This is a genomic window from Desulfogranum japonicum DSM 18378 (assembly GCF_000429945.1).
Taxonomy (GTDB): Bacteria; Desulfobacterota; Desulfobulbia; order Desulfobulbales; family Desulfobulbaceae; genus Desulfogranum; species Desulfogranum japonicum.
The window spans coordinates 1-17,464 of sequence record NZ_AUCV01000062.1; the positions used below are offsets into that span (position 1 = coordinate 1).

The 17,464-nt window shown below is 46.0% G+C and carries 12 protein-coding genes and 1 pseudogene; 7 read left to right on the forward strand and 6 right to left on the reverse strand.

Translation table 11 applies throughout. The features are described from left to right. Window positions 1–10: 10 nt before the first annotated feature. Window positions 11–325, forward strand: coding sequence for a transposase (locus G493_RS34895; RefSeq protein WP_408608819.1), 315 nt, complete (start codon window positions 11–13; stop codon window positions 323–325). On the opposite strand, the gene G493_RS0120500 is transcribed toward G493_RS34895, so the two are convergent. From G493_RS0120500 to G493_RS0120510, 3 genes are all read right to left on the reverse strand, one after another. Then, on the reverse strand, window positions 300–1,283 hold the full coding sequence (locus G493_RS0120500) for a TOMM precursor leader peptide-binding protein (RefSeq protein WP_161629864.1): 984 nt from the start codon (window positions 1,281–1,283) through the stop codon (window positions 300–302). The two genes, G493_RS34895 and G493_RS0120500, sit on opposite strands and share 26 nt — an antisense overlap. A 16-nt stretch (window positions 1,284–1,299) precedes the next feature. After that, entirely contained in the window at window positions 1,300–2,169 is an 870-nt protein-coding gene (locus G493_RS0120505) for a BMA_0021/BMA_0022 family TOMM bacteriocin (protein WP_028581888.1), read from the reverse strand. Between the two features lie 68 nt (window positions 2,170–2,237). Next, a complete protein-coding gene (locus G493_RS0120510; RefSeq protein WP_028581889.1) occupies window positions 2,238–6,137 on the reverse strand; it encodes a TOMM system kinase/cyclase fusion protein in 3,900 nt (1,299 codons plus the stop codon). A 614-nt stretch (window positions 6,138–6,751) separates the two neighbouring features. Between G493_RS0120510 and G493_RS0120515 the strand changes: the two are divergent. From G493_RS0120515 to G493_RS0120540, 6 genes and pseudogenes are all read left to right on the forward strand, one after another. Next, a pseudogene (locus G493_RS0120515) lies at window positions 6,752–6,931 on the forward strand (IS1634 family transposase); the annotation flags it as partial. Between the two features lie 391 nt (window positions 6,932–7,322). Beyond that, entirely contained in the window at window positions 7,323–9,026 is a 1,704-nt protein-coding gene (locus tag G493_RS32570) for a methyl-accepting chemotaxis protein (protein WP_051309691.1), read from the forward strand. A gap of 147 nt (window positions 9,027–9,173) precedes the next feature. Next, window positions 9,174–9,476, forward strand: a complete 303-nt coding sequence (locus G493_RS0120525) for a helix-hairpin-helix domain-containing protein (RefSeq protein ID WP_028581891.1) — start codon at window positions 9,174–9,176, stop codon at window positions 9,474–9,476. A 171-nt stretch (window positions 9,477–9,647) separates the two neighbouring features. Further along, the gene (locus G493_RS0120530) at window positions 9,648–10,103 is read left to right on the forward strand and encodes a macro domain-containing protein (protein WP_035275433.1); all 456 of its coding nucleotides are present in this window, start codon (window positions 9,648–9,650) and stop codon (window positions 10,101–10,103) included. 709 nt (window positions 10,104–10,812) lie between these two features. Next, the gene (locus tag G493_RS0120535; RefSeq protein ID WP_028581893.1) at window positions 10,813–11,568 is read left to right on the forward strand and encodes an acyl-CoA dehydratase activase; all 756 of its coding nucleotides are present in this window, start codon (window positions 10,813–10,815) and stop codon (window positions 11,566–11,568) included. A 25-nt stretch (window positions 11,569–11,593) separates the two neighbouring features. Then, the gene (locus G493_RS0120540) at window positions 11,594–12,733 is read left to right on the forward strand and encodes a double-cubane-cluster-containing anaerobic reductase (protein ID WP_028581894.1); all 1,140 of its coding nucleotides are present in this window, start codon (window positions 11,594–11,596) and stop codon (window positions 12,731–12,733) included. A gap of 274 nt (window positions 12,734–13,007) precedes the next feature. On the opposite strand, the gene G493_RS0120545 is transcribed toward G493_RS0120540, so the two are convergent. From G493_RS0120545 to guaB, 3 genes are all read right to left on the reverse strand, one after another. Continuing rightward, on the reverse strand, window positions 13,008–13,799 hold the full coding sequence (locus G493_RS0120545) for a LabA-like NYN domain-containing protein (protein WP_028581895.1): 792 nt from the start codon (window positions 13,797–13,799) through the stop codon (window positions 13,008–13,010). 59 nt (window positions 13,800–13,858) lie between these two features. Beyond that, window positions 13,859–15,409, reverse strand: coding sequence for a glutamine-hydrolyzing GMP synthase (gene guaA, locus G493_RS0120550; protein ID WP_028581896.1), 1,551 nt, complete (start codon window positions 15,407–15,409; stop codon window positions 13,859–13,861). A gap of 238 nt (window positions 15,410–15,647) precedes the next feature. Next, window positions 15,648–17,105, reverse strand: a complete 1,458-nt coding sequence (gene guaB, locus G493_RS0120555; RefSeq protein ID WP_028581897.1) for an IMP dehydrogenase — start codon at window positions 17,103–17,105, stop codon at window positions 15,648–15,650. Window positions 17,106–17,464 lie beyond the last annotated feature (359 nt).

Below are 17,464 nucleotides of genomic sequence, written 5' to 3' on the forward strand. Positions count from 1 at the left end.
TCTGACGCAGATACGTCAGAAGACACCTGAGAAACAAATTGTCATCATTCTTGATAATGCGAGTATCCATAAATCCAGAAAAGTAAAACAATATTTGGAACGGCACCCAAGGATAAAGCTGTTTTATTTGCCGACATATTCACCAGAATACAACCCTGTCGAGCTATTCTGGAAATGGATAAAACCCAAAGTATACGGATTTTCAGCGTTAGGGGGACTTTCAGAATTAATTACCAGATTTCGAAAATTGGTCTGGCATTATAATCAAGGCATGATAGAAAACCCGATCCAATTCAGCTTTAAGGCATACAACTTGTTGTTATAGTTATTTTTGTCAATATGCTTATTTTCGTAACGTTGTTGAGTTTGACAGGCTGGTATGCCTGCTCTTTCATAAATTCCGGGTTGCCGCAAATAGCACATTGTGGACGTCTCTTGACTAGGTGGTGTTTGAGAGCCCTTGTTTTTACATCCAAAACCAGTAGATGGTCATTCTTATTATTTGATTTAAGGATTGTGTGGCCTACAGTTGTTACGGCTAATTCTGCGAAGAGCCTTACGGTTGGTTGAACTTCCTGTATTGGTGATAAGGCCGCAGCACCTTTAACTCGACGGATATACTCTTCAACCGGCTGATTTACACGTAGCCAGTATTTGAGACAAGTCCAGCATGGTCCATCGTCAAATATGAACAGAGGGCTGAGTAGGGGAAACTGCCCAACGGGGTAGGCAATCAGCCAGGGAAGTTTATTAATATAGTTTTGCGTGGCAATTTCATCGAGCTTTGGATCGAAAAGGTCATGGGTAACGACGATTTGTAAGGCTGGGGATAGAGAAGACTCCTGGATTCCAGCCCGTTGGACCGCTTTCTGTATTAATTCTTTGCTCAGTCCACTATGGATTGAATGAATAGTCACGCCATTTGAATATAACTTCTTAAGTTCCGCCGGTGTGTAGTCTTGTCCATTCCAGAAGGATAACGCTTCCCTTGCCAGACCATTGGAATGGGCATCTGTACAGATACCCATTTGCTCAAGCTCATGGAGAAAAACCAAGATGTCCAAGGGGTCTCTAGAACAGGATACTATCTCGGCGATCTCGATATCAGTGTGGTTACCATCGAGTTTGTTAATCGCCTCAATGTGAGCATCATCGTGAAGAAAAAAATACTTTCCATAACCGATCAGCAAAGCCTGCCCTGGGTCGAGACTGGTAAGCTGAAAACCAGGGGTGAGAATCAGGCATCGGCCGCCATCCTGGTCGGTCGATATGTTAAATGGCATGTTTTCCATAGGAGATTCAAGGACAGGTAAACGGGTATTGATCTCCGGTGACATTATATGCGCTGAGTGCAATTGCATCAATGGAAGGGTCTTTACCAGGCTTGTTAGGGATGTAGAAATTTAGTGAATTCCTGCAGCTTGGGGGTCTCTTGATTTTAGATTGCATCTTTTCTGATCCCGGCCATTGGCCCTTGATGTCATCCCAGCAACACTGTTTTTCGTCATTCTTACTGTTTCCAAACCAACCTGACAGTTTAAATTGTACATCCATGTTCCATGGCATTGCATATCCCAGCCATTTATTGAGAATAGTGGCTCCTTTGTTGGTATCCTGTACTTCTACAAGCTCCTCAACTATTTGATTTCTATACTTTCCCTCTTCACCCTCTTTTCTTTCATCAGCCCAGGCCATTGCAATCAAGCGCATTATGACCCCGCCAAATTCAAGGAAATCCTTCCATTGACCCATTCCAAGTTGATATGCTTCACCAACAGGTTGTTTTTTAGTTATATCTTTATTTAGATCCTCAGACTTAAAAACGCGAGGTTGGAGATCTCCTAGAAATGTTGGAAACTCATCGTAGTATGCAGCCCATGCCTTTCCATTATGATCAGGGTTTCCTGGAGGGGGGGGCAGCCAAATTGAGATAAGCGGATTTCTCCCGACCCAGCCCCCCGCTTTTACAGGATCCCATATACTTTCCTTTTCAGAGACTGTTGTTATCTTTAAGTCAATGTCCCATTGAAACTGCAGGCCATAGTAGTTTTCCAGGGTTCTAATAGGGGCCAGTTTTAACTGTTCAAGGAAGTGTGCATCTCGCCATGACCTTGCGATAGCTTGTAAATAAATTGTTCTGAATTTCATCATTGCTGAGGTTCCGTCCATTACGAATCTCCTGTTGTTTTGGTTGGTTGGAGACGATATTAATGAACAACCGGAATTGCTTTGGTTGCTCAAGTGACGTGTTGCGTAACTACAGTTTGCTTCTGCTTTCTGATTTGAATGGAATTTAACTTTTTGTGTACAATTTTTGCTGTGTACGTCATGCTCGAACTTTCAGCGGTGGTAAGGGCCCTCGTATAAGATGCTGTCATATCTTCCAGGTTGGAGTTCTCTTGTAATGCTAAATAATCTCCTCGAAGCCTAAGCAACTCAGGTTTGTAGAAGAACTCGTCATTTTCATGACAGAGCGACAGGCAGTGTTCGATGCAGTGTAACGCATCTTTATAACGCTTCTGGTTGGCATATATCTCTGCCAATAGTGACAGATAATAGCTGAGTGCTGCCGTGCAACCCATGGTTTGTAGGGTGTTGAGAATGGTCTCTGCCTCTTTGTCCCGCGATGAAAGCCAGCACACAAAAATCTGACCATAAGCTTGGTATCCTGCAAGCCCATATTGGTTAGCGAGTGCGTTTAATTCCGTAATGACATCGGCTGCCAATGTAGTGTCTCCCATGTAGTGTGCCAAATTTGCACAGTAGAGCAGAGCTATGCTGAGAGAGGGGATATGTGCAGTTTTTCTGGCAAAGGTTATTGCCTCGTCAGCATAAAACCTTGCTTCATCTGGCTTGCAGATAAACCATTTCACCAGAGCGAGGGTCGCAAGTGACCAGACCCTGGTGTCTAGGCCGAAACGTGTACCATGGTCGCTGTGTTTCTCGCTATCGTAGAGTTGATTTACCAGTTCAAATGCTTTTTCTGCTTGCAGGTAGCGACCTGCACCATGGTTCGAGAGCCCTGTGAACGTATTTGCTGCAATCAGAAGGTTGAGATCCCCTGTTTTTTCGGCATGGGCGACAAGCTCAGAAACCAGTCTGCTCAACTCTCTGCGATTGCTGGCAACGTAGTGGTAGGTCATCAGTGACCAGAGCGCCGGAGCGTAGTGTTGGCTATCCTTTGCATCGTTGAGCAGACTGTGGGAGAGGTCAATTCTCTGTTTTACAAGAGGGTTAGCCCAGCCTCGTGTTCCCATGAGAGCCTGAGTCAGTATGCCATTGATCTGTAGGGTTTCTTCGGCTCTCTTTTCCTGGCCAGATTTGTCGATCCAGGTGAGAACTTTATTTGAAATCTCTATAGCCTCCATATTATTTGCGAGCCGTAGATAGGTGGCGGCTGCCTCTGTACCATACTGTACAGCCTTATGGAAGTTGTGTGCGCTTGCAAAGTGCTGTGCGATATTGTCTGGTTGTTGGAGCACCAGAGAGGGGAAACGCTCTTCGAGTGTCTTTGCAATCTGCTCATGTATATCTTGCCTTGTCGATTCTGATAAAGTGGCATAGGCTGCGTCCTTTAAGAGAGCATGTCGAAAGAAGTAGGTTGCCGAATCGATCCCTCGCTTCAAGATCAGTACCCTTGCCTCTATCAATCTGGTAAGGTCATTAGCAAGCAGCTCCTCGTCGAGGATCGAAACTTTCTGCAAGATCCTGTAATCGAATTCCCTGCCAATAACCGAGCAGAGTTGGGCGGTCTCTCTTGCAGGCCCCAGCCCCATTATCTGGGCCTGCAAGAGTTCGATCAGCGTCTCGGGAATCTTTGCGGTCCATGATGCTGTATTATTAACCTCTTTGCTTGGGCTGTTGATTGTGTTGAGGAACGTTCGGCTCAATTCTTCAATAAAGAGTGGTATTCCGCCTGCCCGGTTGAGCAGTTGACGCTTTAAATGGGAAGACAATTCCTGCTGTGCAAAAATATGCTCGATGAGTTCGGTGGATTCCAGGTCGTTGAGTTTTTCAAGGGCAATTGTGTGTGGGAAGATCTCTTGATTTTTGTAATCAAAATCAGGTCGTGTGGTAGCCAGTATCAGAAACTTTTTCGCTTTGTTGGATTTGCTCAGGTAGTTTAGGAATTCCAGGGTGGTAGGGTCGGACCAGTGTAAATCTTCTATAACGAAGCAGCTACGGGGAGCGTTACTTTCACAGAGCAAACGGTGCAGGCCTTTAAACAGAAATTTTTTCTGCCGTTCGGGCGAATGCTGGGTAAGTGTATAATTGGCAGGAAGAGGGAGTGAAAACCAGGCACAGAATACGGGTAGAATAGTCGTAAGATCGCATCCGCTTGCTTTTAAAGCATTTTCAGCTCGTTTAGACGCAGCATATGGGTTTGTCTGTAATTTGGGCAGATCCAACTGACGGCGCACTCTTTCCAGTATTGGGTGTAGGGCGCAGTTTCGATGTTCGGGCAAACACTGCATTTCAATGATGGTGGTATTTTCTTGAATTTCGGCAAGAAATTTTTCAATTAGCGCTGTTTTGCCTATACCCGCTTCACCATGAATCAGGATTCCGCCCATCTGTTTGTTCCAGATTTGTCGAATAGCGTTCGTTTCATTGTTCCTGCCAAAAAAGACGGTTTCTGAAAAAATGGAGCGGGCTTCCCGCTGGCGCTCCTCAAGAAGTGTGTATATGCTTAACTCGGCGGGCCATTCTCTATATTTTCGCGCCATTGATTTGCAATGAACACGGCCCTCCAACCGCTGCCTGGCCTGCTCTGTTACAAGCACTTCTCCTGCTTTTGCAGATGTAGCAAGCCTGAAGGCTACGCTTACTGTATTTCCGCATGGAGGGACCCCGGGCTCGACATACACTGGTCCTGAGTGAATGCTGGCTCGTAGTTTAATTTTCAATCCCTGCTGTTTGGACAGTGTTACAGTACGGTGCCGGGAATCATTTACCAGATCAAGTATGGTACGTGCGGCTAGTCGGGCGTCGTTGTCACTGGATTCCGGGTAACCAAAATAGAACATAACGTAATCACCAAGGCTGCCAGCATGGAAACCGCCATACCTTGCTGCAATATCCACACTGTGACTGATCTGGATCTGCTGCATGTTGTCTAGGGCGTTTCCGGTCAAAAGTGTGTTAGGGTCGGTGTCAAGTGTTATAGCGCAGCAGACAATAGTCAGTTGTCGTTTGTCCGGCCCCGCCCCTATAACACTACTAACCTGAGTTGCCTCGGAAACTCGATTGTCCTCGACTGCTTTGGGGAGAAGGTGCCCAACCAAGTTATCGAGGTGAATTTTGTGATATTGAGTCAGCAGATGAGCTGCACTAGTGGTGCGCTCAGGTAACTTCTTTGCAAGTGCTTTTCGGAGCAGATTGGCTACGGGATGTGCTGCAATTGCAGAGGGAAAGGGAATTTCTCCGGCTGATAATTGCTTATGAAAAATTTCAGCCACACTGTTTCCGGCCATCACTGGATGGCCGGTAAGACATTCAAGAAAAATTAGCCCCCAAGCATAAAGATCGGATTTTGGATTGGGTGGTTCGCCGCGCAGTTGTTCAGGTGCGGCATAGGACGGTGTACCTATGGTGTCAGGTGTCAGGGTAAGGCTTTTGTAATCATCGCCTCTGGCTGATGTTACCAGTCCGCCAATTCCAAAATCCACCACTTTGGCATGGGTTTGAATATTATCGCTTGTTATGATGATGTTCTCAGGCTTTAAGTCTCGATGAATTATCCCTTTTTTATGAGCAAATGCCAAAGCTTCAAGAACTTGGCCCATTACAGCCTTTAACTGGTGCATGGGCAAGGGGCCATTCATTTTAAGCAGCTCTTGCAGAGTGTTACCACTTACATATTCGAACACTGCAAAAGGTGTGCTGTCTGTGGAGACACCTCTATCAATCAGGTGAACAATATACGGATGTTGTAGCTGGGCGCAGAGAATCGTTTCCCGTTTGAAACGGGCGGATCTCCTTTCACGGGTGGTGCTATCAAGATTATCAAGACGTAAGAGTTTTATTGCTACGATTTGGCCGGTACTTTCCTGTATCGCGCGATACACAGCTCCAAAAGAGCCCTCTCCAATAAATTCAACGACCTGATAACCAGGAACAGGCGCCGGACTATTCATATGTTATAAGTTGTTTCTGGAGTTGGAAGAAATGATACTCATTTGATGAGTAAGAAAGTAGAGCAGGAGTCTTTTCTGCTGTTCATAATTTATGAACAGCAACTATCCCATTCAAACAAAGAATAACAATATGAATGAGTTGAGTCCAGTAAAAAATATAATGCTTTACCTTCTCACCTAGCTACTCTCAATCAAATAGTCTATTATGAATGGATACGTTTATTTTTTTTATATGGCTTTACTACGTATTTTTTACAGGAAGGTGCAAACAAATCATTTTCTCTCCCCGAAAGTGTCCTACATAGTGATATCAGTCATGCTGGAAAATACCTAATAAAGAATTTCAGAACATCTAGTTTTTATAAAAAAAATTAGTTAAGTGCAATAATTTGAGCTGCATTTTGCCTAAAAGGAAAATACTCTCTCCGCAATTTTTTTCATCTTGAGGCTTCCTTGCCCACGGCAATCGTACTTTACTGTCACAGTAAAGTGTATTTAAAACCTCATTTTTGCGGCTGGGCTTAGATAACAATGGCATCAAATCAGATTGTTATTCACTTATACTCATATAGCTTATATACACACCCTTCAAAAAAACATCGAGACAGAGATGGATTATTTTGGGCTATAAGCAACTCATTGAGGTCGAACGGGCCTTTCGCACCCCGAAGTCAACCCTCGGCCTGCGATTTGTTTACCACACCAAAGATGCACGAATCCGATCATACGTCATGCTCTGCTGGTTGGCCTTGCTCCTGGTACGCGTCGTTGAACTGGAGGCCTCGATGACCTGGCCGTGAGTCTGAGCGGAAATGTAGCTGCCACATCTTGGAAAGTTTTCACATAAAGATGGCCATACGCTACAGTACACGGAGTTGACGAAAAGTCAGCGTAACATGCTTAAATAAATGAATATATCTCCACTGCCAAAGCTCGAATCCTTCTCTGGGTTCACATACATCTGTAGGCACTACGCAAGGATTCTATGTTCTTTATAGTCAATGATTTTAAGTTGATACAAAATCCATAAACCTGCAACTGTCGAATACGAGTTTTGAATTTTGACTTTTTGGCAGGATTAAACATAAAATTATAAATGATCTATAAAAAAGTCCGGTCACAGTTGTTTGCTGAAATATATGGAACGACCAGAATAATTCCATCACTCTAATGCCGGAGAATGACATGGAAAAATCCCACCGATTTTCTTTGACCTTGAAGCGCAAGCTTATTTTTGGCTTTTTGATGACTTCTCTTATAACGGTTTTCGTTGGTGGACAAGGGTACTGGAGCAGTTCAAAATCACTCCAAGAAATTTCTGATATGCAAAAGGGTGACCTTTCTCTTCTCCTGAGGGCGAAAAATCTCAAGAGTATAGCTCTTACCCACAGAAGATATGAAAAGGATTTTTTTCTTAACATAGGAAATAAGGAAAAGCAGAAAGGATACCTGGAGAAATTCGATAAGGCCTCAAATACGACGAGCAGGTTGCTCAAAGAGGTATTGTCGCAGCTCGCCGTTAATTCCAAGTATTCGGATGATGTCAAGAGGGCGGTCGAGTTAAGTAGCAGAGCGTATGAAAATTACCGTAATGGTTTTTTAGCGTTAACCCAAAAAATCTGGGCAGATTCCGAGATAACTCCTCAAAAAGCGAACAAGCTCATGGGGCCGATTAAGGAGGAAATTTATAATTTCGAGAATGGTATAGATATACTGGCTAAAGAGACCGAATATATGATAGGAGAGGTCGTAAACGGTATTACTGTTCAGAATACTGGTGCACAGAAAATGATTATGATCTTTATTATGATAGGCGTCATTTTCAGTTTCATTGTGGGACTTCTGATAAGCAGGGCTATCATTGCACCTCTCTCGGAGGCAGTTAATTTTTCTGCGACCCTTGCTGAGGGTGATTTTTCAACCTTTTTGAAGGTGAAAAATCAGGATGAGGTCGGACGGCTTATCACCAGCCTCAATCACATGGCCAAGCAATTGAGTGAAACCCTGAAAGGGGTCGTCGATGGGGTGGTGACCTTAAATTCTTCGTCAACCGAACTTAACAGGATTTCGGAGGGTTTTATCAAGGACGCAGAGAACACAAGTAACGGCTCTGAATCAGTAGCGGCATCGGCTGAAGAAATGACTTCTAATCTGAACGCAGCAGCGGCAGCAATGGAACAGTCAGCAACAAATGTGACTATGGTGGCCTCGGCAACAGAGGAGATGTCCGCAACAATTACAGAAATTGCAGCTAATGCAAATACCGCCAGAAATATATCTGGTGACGCTGTCAAGCAGGCTGAGAGCGCGTCAGAATTTATGGTTAGTCTCGGTCAGGCCGCAAGAGAAATTAATAATGTCACCGAAACTATTACAGAGATTTCCGAGCAGACGAATCTGTTAGCCCTGAATGCGACCATTGAAGCGGCACGTGCCGGTGAGGCTGGTAAAGGTTTTGCTGTTGTCGCAAATGAAATCAAGGAACTGGCCAAACAAACCGCTGATGCTACCATGGATATCAAGGCAAAGGTTGATGGCGTTCAGTCAACAACCCATACCACCATTTCCCAGATAAACAGTGTTTCTAGAGTCATTGACGAGATAAACGAAATTGTGAATGGCATAGCAACTGCAGTCGACGAACAGTCCAAAGCCACTCAGGAAATAAGCGCTAATGTTTCCCAGGCGTCCGAGGGCATCCAAGAGGTAAACGAGAACGTTAGCCAAAGTTCCGCTGTCTCGCAATCAATAACCTCGGAAATAGCTGCGGTGAGAAACTCGGCAGAACACATTCGACAAGGTAGCGGTATCGTCAAGAACAGTGCAAACGATCTATCCAACCTCGCTGAACATCTTAATGATTTGGTATCTCGCTTCAGTTTCAACTGACGGCTATTCTGACTGAAAGAAGGAAGTAGATTCTTGAATGTCGATTACGCATTTCTCTGGACATTTATGATCGATGCATTTGAGATATTTGTTCTGTGATTTGAATTGATCACTCCATTCAATCTTCGTGAAAGCCAAGGCTACTCAATGAACCCAAACAAAGTCGATAGAAACAAAGTTAAGGTGCTGACAGATCTACCCAATGTCGGCAAAGCAACAGAACAGGATTTACACATATTGGGAATTAATACCCCCTCTGATCTTAAAGGAAAATCTGCATACGATTTGTATGAAGAGCTTTGCAAAGAAACAGGTGTTAGACACGACCCTTGTGTCCTGGATGTCTTTCTTTCGTTGACAAGTTTTATCGGAGGGGCTGAACCAAAGCCATGGTGGGCTTTCACGGGCGAAAGGAAAAAGCATTTTGAAGATCAAGGAAAATCGTATTAGAACAGATAGCAAGTCATTGTAATGTAATGTCATTTCTCGTGTGTTCTTTTCCTCGTGCCCCCGTGCTTGAGGTCTCTTCTCTCCACCTATCTACCCCTGATGCACCATGTAGACAGTTACCACCTGGATGCTACTGAATCAGGTGTGCTGCAAATAAAAGAAGAGAGCATCATGAAAACTACCGAGGGAGACCTCATACAGAAAGCAATTAAAGGGGATTTCGATCTCATTGTTCATGGGTGTAATTGCTTCTGCACAATGGGGGCGGGAATAGCAAAAGGTATAAAGAATACTTTTCCAGAGGCATACAAAGCAGACAGGGCAACACCAAAGGGACGCAAGAAGAAATTGGGAACCTGCTCGGAAGCCCTAATCCACAGAAACGGTACAGAACTTGTGGTTGTAAACGCTTACACTCAGTTCGACTGGAAAGGCAAAGGTGTGAAGGTGAGCTATGACGCCATTCGTAAATGCATGAGGTGGATAAAAAAAGAGCATTCAGGAAAAAGAATCGGTCTCCCAAAAATTGGAGCAGGTTTGGCTGGAGGAGATTGGAATCTCATCTCAAAAATCATTGATGAAGAACTTTCCAAGGAAGACGTAACACTCGTTGTATATACACCCTGACCAGTCGGTTCGTAGAACTTTAGGGTCGCGGAAAATAATACATATCTAAAAATTGCGTGGGATATCGGTTTGGTAACGTCGTCGCTTCAATGGTTCCATACTGGCCGTATTGAGCCATTGACACGACGACGTTACCGAGTTGAGAGACAAGCAAGATTGGATAATGTAATTTTTCCATGACCCTTAGCTAGACCTTCGCGCTGCCCTATCAGTTATTTGCCAAGTATATTCTGTTGAATTACATTTAAATCAGCAGGTTGGTTTTTTTCTTTTTCTAAAGCCGGCCTACACACCACAATGGATTGTTTTGCTATCTGCTTTGGGGCAACCTCCTTGTTTACTATGCGGTTCTATCTACAGTTCGTTCTTATTGTAGTTGTCGTTATCATTAAAAATACCTATTGGCATTCTTTTCTAAAATGCATCATCATCAGCTGTTGTCCTGTCAGGCATGTTTAAGTGAGCTGCTCACAGTGCTCTTGATTTTTCAGCGATCTGTCTGACTTACGTATGGCCAATACGCTGTGGCAGCCTGCTTGAACGAACCTTGAGAAGGATTAACGGTTATCGGGTTATGCCAGCTTTTTTCATAGGCCGGTGAGCTTTTACGCCTTTTTAAGGCGGATTACCACGTTGAAGGTAATCTCATGCATTCATTTTCAGCCGAGAGCTGATGACTTCTCACTCAATATAAAAAACTCAGGGAAATATGAAAAAATTTGCCGGAATAGATATAGGGTCACGTACCATCGAACTTGTCGTGATTGACGAGGCTGGTCAAATTGTCAATTCGCTGCAGACCGATACCGGGTTTGATCCCATGAGCGAAGCTAAACGTATGACAGGTGAAGTGGAATATACTACCATCATGGCAACCGGATATGGGCGTAATCTTTTTGAAATTGCCTTTGATTCACCCACAGTCACCGAAATTAAAGCCCATGCAACCGGTGCCAGGTTCTATTTTCCTGAAGCGACTGTAGTTCTTGATATCGGCGGACAGGACAGCAAGGTGATCTCCATGTTTCCCAGCGGAAAGGTGAAAAAATTCGAGATGAATGACAGGTGCGCAGCCGGTACCGGAAAATTCATGGAGATCATGGCAAAAAGCCTGGGATTTGACATTGAACAATTTGGTGAAAAGGCCATGAAGTATAAACATAGGCTCCAAATATCGGCCATGTGCACCGTTTTTGCCGAATCGGAAGTCACCTCGCTTATTGCAAAAGGACACAGCCCGGCAGATATTGCCATGGGACTGCACCAGAGTATCACCAATCGTGTTGCAGGAATGATAAAACGTGTATCAGCTGGAGAAGACCTCGTCTTTACCGGCGGCGTTGCTTATAACCCCTGCATGCACGATCAACTCGAGAAGCAACTTGGCGTCAGGGTGCTGACCCCAGACAACCCGCAGCATGTAGGTGCCCTTGGCGCAGCACTTCTGGCCCGTGCAGAAGCATAAATTCACGTCGATGAAAAGAGAGAACATGAAAGAAGAAATAGCTAACAGACTCCAACAGATCAGTGAACAGAACCTCATCGATATTGAGCAGGCAAAAGAACAGGGACGCTCGGTCATTGGTTTTTATTGTCTATATTCCCCTACGGAAATGGCCGTTGCGGTTAATGCCATACCCGTACCGCTGTGTGGAACCCGTAACGACCCTATTCCGGCTGCCGAAGAGACCCTGCCGCGCAACCTTTGCCCACTGATTAAAAGCAGTTATGGCTACGGGGTCAGCGACACCTGCCCATATTTCAGGGCATCCGATATCATCATCGGCGACACGACCTGTGACGGTAAAAAGAAAATGTTTGAGCTGATGGCACGTTTTAAGCCAACCCATGTGATTGAACTGCCTCAAAGTCAGAACAATCCCATGGCCATGGAGTTTTGGCGAGCAGAAATTGAGCATTTTAAAACTGTAATCGAAGAAACCAGCGGCCAGCAGATAGACAAGGCGAAACTTGGTGCCGCCATAAAACTGATGAATCGTGAACGTCATGTCCGAAAAGCGCTGATGGATGTCAACAAGGCTAAGCCTGCCCCGCTGAGGGGGGCTGAATTGATTGAGATTCTCTTCAGGGTTGGGTTCCTGGCCGATAAGGAATACGGCATATCGCTTATGGAGGAGTTGACCGCAGCAGCACGAGAGGGAGCCTTTCGTCAAGGTGATCCACCAAAAAATAGAGCCAGACGCATTTTACTTACCGGAGTCCCGGTCGGTCTTGGCAGTGATAAAATTGTCAATATCGTTGAACAGCTGGGCTCTGATATCGTCGCTTTTGAAAATTGTTCCGGTTACAAGCAGGCCTTTACCGTTGATGAAGGAAAAGATCCTATCGATGCTCTGGCCGAACAGTATCTTGCTACCCCCTGCTCTGTCATGAGCCCCAATGAAGGGAGATTTAATCTACTCAGAGAGATGGTTGAGGAGTTCAGTATTGATGGGGTGATTGATCTTACCTGGCAGGGCTGTCATACCTATAACGTGGAAGCTTATCTGGTAGATAAGATGCTGCAGGAAACCTTTGGTATCACTTCGCTTCATCTTGAAACAGATTATTCAGAAAGCGATACCGAACAGCTCAAGGTGCGAATTGAAGCCTATCTGGAAATGCTTTAGGGGCGCGGAAAATAATAACTATCCAAAAATTGCGTAGAATATCTGTTCATTCACAGCGCTGTGAATGAGCAGAGAGACAAGCAAGATTGGATAATTCATTTTTTCAGCGGCCCTTAACACCTAAAACCTGCCTGCCCATGTGTTTTGGGCTGAGAGAAGTTCGAACTCAAACATGTTTCCAGGAAAGGGGGAAGGTGGGCAGGGCGGAGTTTTGCAACGGGATGGCATTCCCCGTGCATCAAGTGGAGGGTGATGCACGGGGGGGTTGCGGATGTTATGCCGACCAGCTGTTGTCCCGTAAAAGACGAATATCCCAAGCCTCTGGTCGGTTGTTGTTGGCAGGATTATGAACCACGCGAAATTCAAAGATTTTATTTGGATCCTGAAAAGCCTGCTCTGAAGCCAAGGTGGATTTGGAAAGATGAAAGAAAATGGTTTCCGGCTCCAGGGTTGTATTGGCAAATCGGTAATATCGAAAAAAACCAAAGCCGCGATCCATATTGAAGTTGGCCACAGTTCCCCGCTGCCATTCATCGTGTTGATCGGTATTGGTCTGATGGGTAAATGGCATCAGCCCCGGTATGAGAAATCCAGACATAAAGGAATCTGCGACTTCCCGTAATTCATTGCTTACATTGTGAAAGCCTATCACCTCAACCCTGCAGCCCATGTTCTGCAGTGCAATGACAAGGCGGATAAAATCGCTGTCTCCGGTCAGGAGGATAACACGGTCCAGGTTACGTGCCTGGAGCAGGGCATCGATGGCCAGATCCATGTCTGCATTGGCTTTGGTCGTAATGTTGCCGTCTTCGTCATGGTAACGGCGCACATATTTTTTTATGACCTTAAAGCCACACTGTCGTAAAACATTGTGATATGAGTAGACTTTCTGTCTGTATTCCGCATCTGCCTGTGTTCGTTCCCTGTCTTCCGCAAGATAACAGTTGGCTCGAAGCAATGCCGAGTTTTTTTCATTGACCAAGTCAACAAGCACATCATAGCGCATGCCGTATCCGCCACACATACGGATATTCTCGGCATCAACGTAGATACCTGTTTTTAACATAACAACTCGTAACTATTGATTGCGGCTCTCTTGAGGAGAGCCGTAACGTTGCTTATTTTTTATTCCCATTCAATGGTAGCCGGAGGCTTTGAAGAAATATCATAAACGACCCTGTTTACACCGCGTACCTCGTTGATTATTCGGTTGGATATTTTACCAAGAAGATCATAGGGAATACGCGACCAGTCAGCGGTCATGGCATCCTTGGAGTCCACACAGCGCAGGGCAATGACATGCTCATAGGTTCGCCCGTCACCCATAACGCCTACTGTCTGGATGGGCAGCAATACGGCAAAGGATTGCCACACTTTGCGATACCAGCCAGCGTCTTTCATTTCTTCCAGAACAATGACATCGGCCTGGCGCAGAATGTGTAAGCGTTCCGCAGTAATTTCACCCATAATGCGAATGCCAAGGCCGGGGCCAGGGAATGGTTGCCTGAATACCGCCTCTTCCGGCAGGCCAAGCTCCAGGCCAAGTTCACGAACCTCATCTTTGAACAGTTCGCGTAAGGGCTCGATGAGATCAAGTTTCATCCGTTCGGGTAATCCCCCGACATTATGATGCGATTTGATGGGAGCCTTGCCTCTGAACACTACGGATTCGATTACGTCGGGATACAGAGTGCCCTGGGCGAGGAAATTGACATCTCCCAGCTTATTGGCCTCCTGTTCAAATAATTCAATGAACCCAAGGCCTATGCGTTTACGTTTTTCTTCCGGATCTGCAATGCCGTCGAGCCTGTCCAGAAAGAATTTTTCAGCATCAAGGGCAATGACATTCAGGTCTGTTTTCTGGCGGAAAAAATTGAGAATACTTTCCGATTCACCACTGCGCATCAAGCCGTTATTCACATAAACGCAGGTGAGCTGATCGCCTATGGCCCTGTGTACCATGGCTGCAACAACTGAAGAGTCGACACCGCCAGAAAGTGCACAGATTACTTTGCCGTCACCGACTTTGTGTTGAATTTCCCTGACTGTGGAGTCGATGAAACTGTGCATGGTCCACTCAGGCTTACATCCGCAGATGCCAAAAATGAAGTTGCGCAGCACGTCTGTTCCTATCAGCGTATGGGCAACTTCAGGGTGGAACTGTACTGCAACAAATGGTTTTTCTGCGTGACGTAGTGCAGCATAGGGAGAATGGGCACTGGTTGCTGTGACCTCAAAGCCTGGAGCCAGTTCTTCAATACGGTCTCCGTGGCTCATCCATACCTGATAGTGGGAAGGAGATGTCTCCATTCCTGCAAACAGGCCGGCAGTATAATCTACCTGGAGATCGGCTTTACCGAATTCACGTTTTTCTGCCTGTTCTACCCTGCCTCCCTGCTGGGTCATCATCAGCTGGGCCCCGTAACAGATACCGAGCACCGGCACACCCAGGTCATAGATGCCCGGGTCGCTGATGGGCGCATCGTCATCATAGACACTTGCCGGTCCTCCGGACAGAATGATACCTGAAGGGCTGAGTTCACGGATCTGTTCAAGGCTGATAGTGTACGGGTGAATTTCACTGTACACTTTTTGCTCACGTATGCGGCGGGCAATCAGCTGAGTGGTTTGAGAGCCAAAATCAAGTATAAGAATTTTTTCAGTATGAATGGACATGATCACCTGTCTATGTTCTGATTGGACGCTTGCTGTACCCTGTTGTCCACCCAGGCATGGATTTACGGAGCCTTTTTCCCCGCTCACCTTTCAAACTCTGCAGTATGATCAAGACTTGATCTCCGCATGATGAAGGATATGCCTGCGATACAATTTCTTGCCTGCTCATCTGACCGAGGTAAGCGAAGACTTTAAAATCCGTTTTCTGGGTAGACGTTTCCTGGAGCAAAAGCTGCTGTTACTCTGTGCGATAATTGGGCGCTTCCTTGGTAATGATAACATCATGTACATGGGATTCGCGCAATCCTGCTGTAGAGATGCGAACGAATTTGGCTTTCTGATGCAGTTCCTCAATGGTAGCGGCACCTGTATAACCCATTCCTGAACGCAGGCCACCCATAAGCTGGTAAATAACCTCAGAGATGGGGCCGCGGTAGGGAACTTTCCCTTCAATACCTTCAGGAACCAGCTTGGAATTTTCCTTGTCCTGGAAATACCTGTCACTGGATCCTCTACGCATGGCCCCAATGGAACCCATGCCTCGGTAGCCTTTATATTTTCGTCCTTGATAGAGAAAGGTTTCTCCGGGTGTTTCGTCGGTACCTGCAAACAGAGAACCAACCATTACCGAATGCGCTCCGATTCCGATGGCTTTGCAGACGTCGCCAGAGTACTTGATGCCACCGTCAGCTATGACCGGGGTACCTGTTTTTGTGGCCTCTGCGACGCATTCTTTGAGAGCAGAGAGCTGAGGAACTCCCACGCCGGCAACAATACGTGTCGTGCAGATTGAGCCGGGTCCGACACCGACCTTGACTGCATCGGCTCCAGCCTCAACCAGGGCGGCGGTGGCTTCAGCTGTGGCGATATTGCCAGCTATTACCTGCAGGTCCGGGAAGTGACTTTTAACTTCTCTGAGGGCTTTCAGGATGCCTGCGGAGTGGCCGTGTGCAGAATCAAGTACAACCACGTCCACTTTGGCATTAACCAGAGCCTGGGTACGCTCCAGCATGTCTGGGCTGACACCGATGGCTGCCCCTGACAATAACCTTCCCATACCATCTTTAGCCGCATGCGGATATTTCTTGATTTTTTCGATGTCTTTGATAGTGATAAGGCCTTTGAGTCTGCCGTTCTCGTCGACTACAAGCAACTTTTCGATACGGTGTTCGTGGAGCAGGGCTTTTGAGTGCTCAAGGGTTATACCCACAGGCGCGGTGACCAGTTTTTTGCTGGTCATGACATCGTTGACCCGAAGGCCTGTGTCCGAGACAAAGCGCAGGTCCCGGTTGGTCACTATGCCAACGAGTTTGTCACCATCCAGGACAGGTAAGCCCGAAATTTTATAGGTGCGCATGATCTCCTGGACCTCTGCCACACTCTGGGTCCTGGTAACGGTAACCGGGTCGACGATCATGCCTGATTCAGATTTTTTGACCCGTTCAACTTCCTTGGCCTGTTCTTCTATGGAGAGGTTTTTGTGAATAATACCAACACCACCCTCCCTTGCCATGGCAATGGCTGTCTGGTGTTCGGTAACAGTATCCATGGCCGCACTGACCAAGGGGGCATAGATATCGAGTGATCTTGTCAACTTCGTTTTCAGGGATACCTCTGAAGGGAGGACTTCAGATGCACCGGGAACAAGCAGGACATCATCAAAGGTTAAAGCATGGGGAATATTGTCGTGAAGCATAACGTCTCCTGTAATCCTGGCATCGTGTCGTAGTTGGAAGAGTACCAACCTTCAGTGCTGATTATATCAGCTCTGTGAATAACTGTGATAGAGAATGATAGAAATAGGAAAATAAATGGTGCTGTGAACCCGTTAACGGTTGCATGACAGACGCCTGCGAGAAACAGGGGGGCTTTCGTAGTCGGCGGTCATTAACGTAATGGGCATTTTATCGTCGTGTAAATCCCTGCACCATGGGTGAGGGAAGAGTAGGTATCTTACGGAATTCAACCCCCTTGGTGAAAGGAAGTAAAACACGAATATATAATCCATCTGTATGGAAAAAGAAAGGGGGAGTCTGTAAAAAACCGTATTTTTTT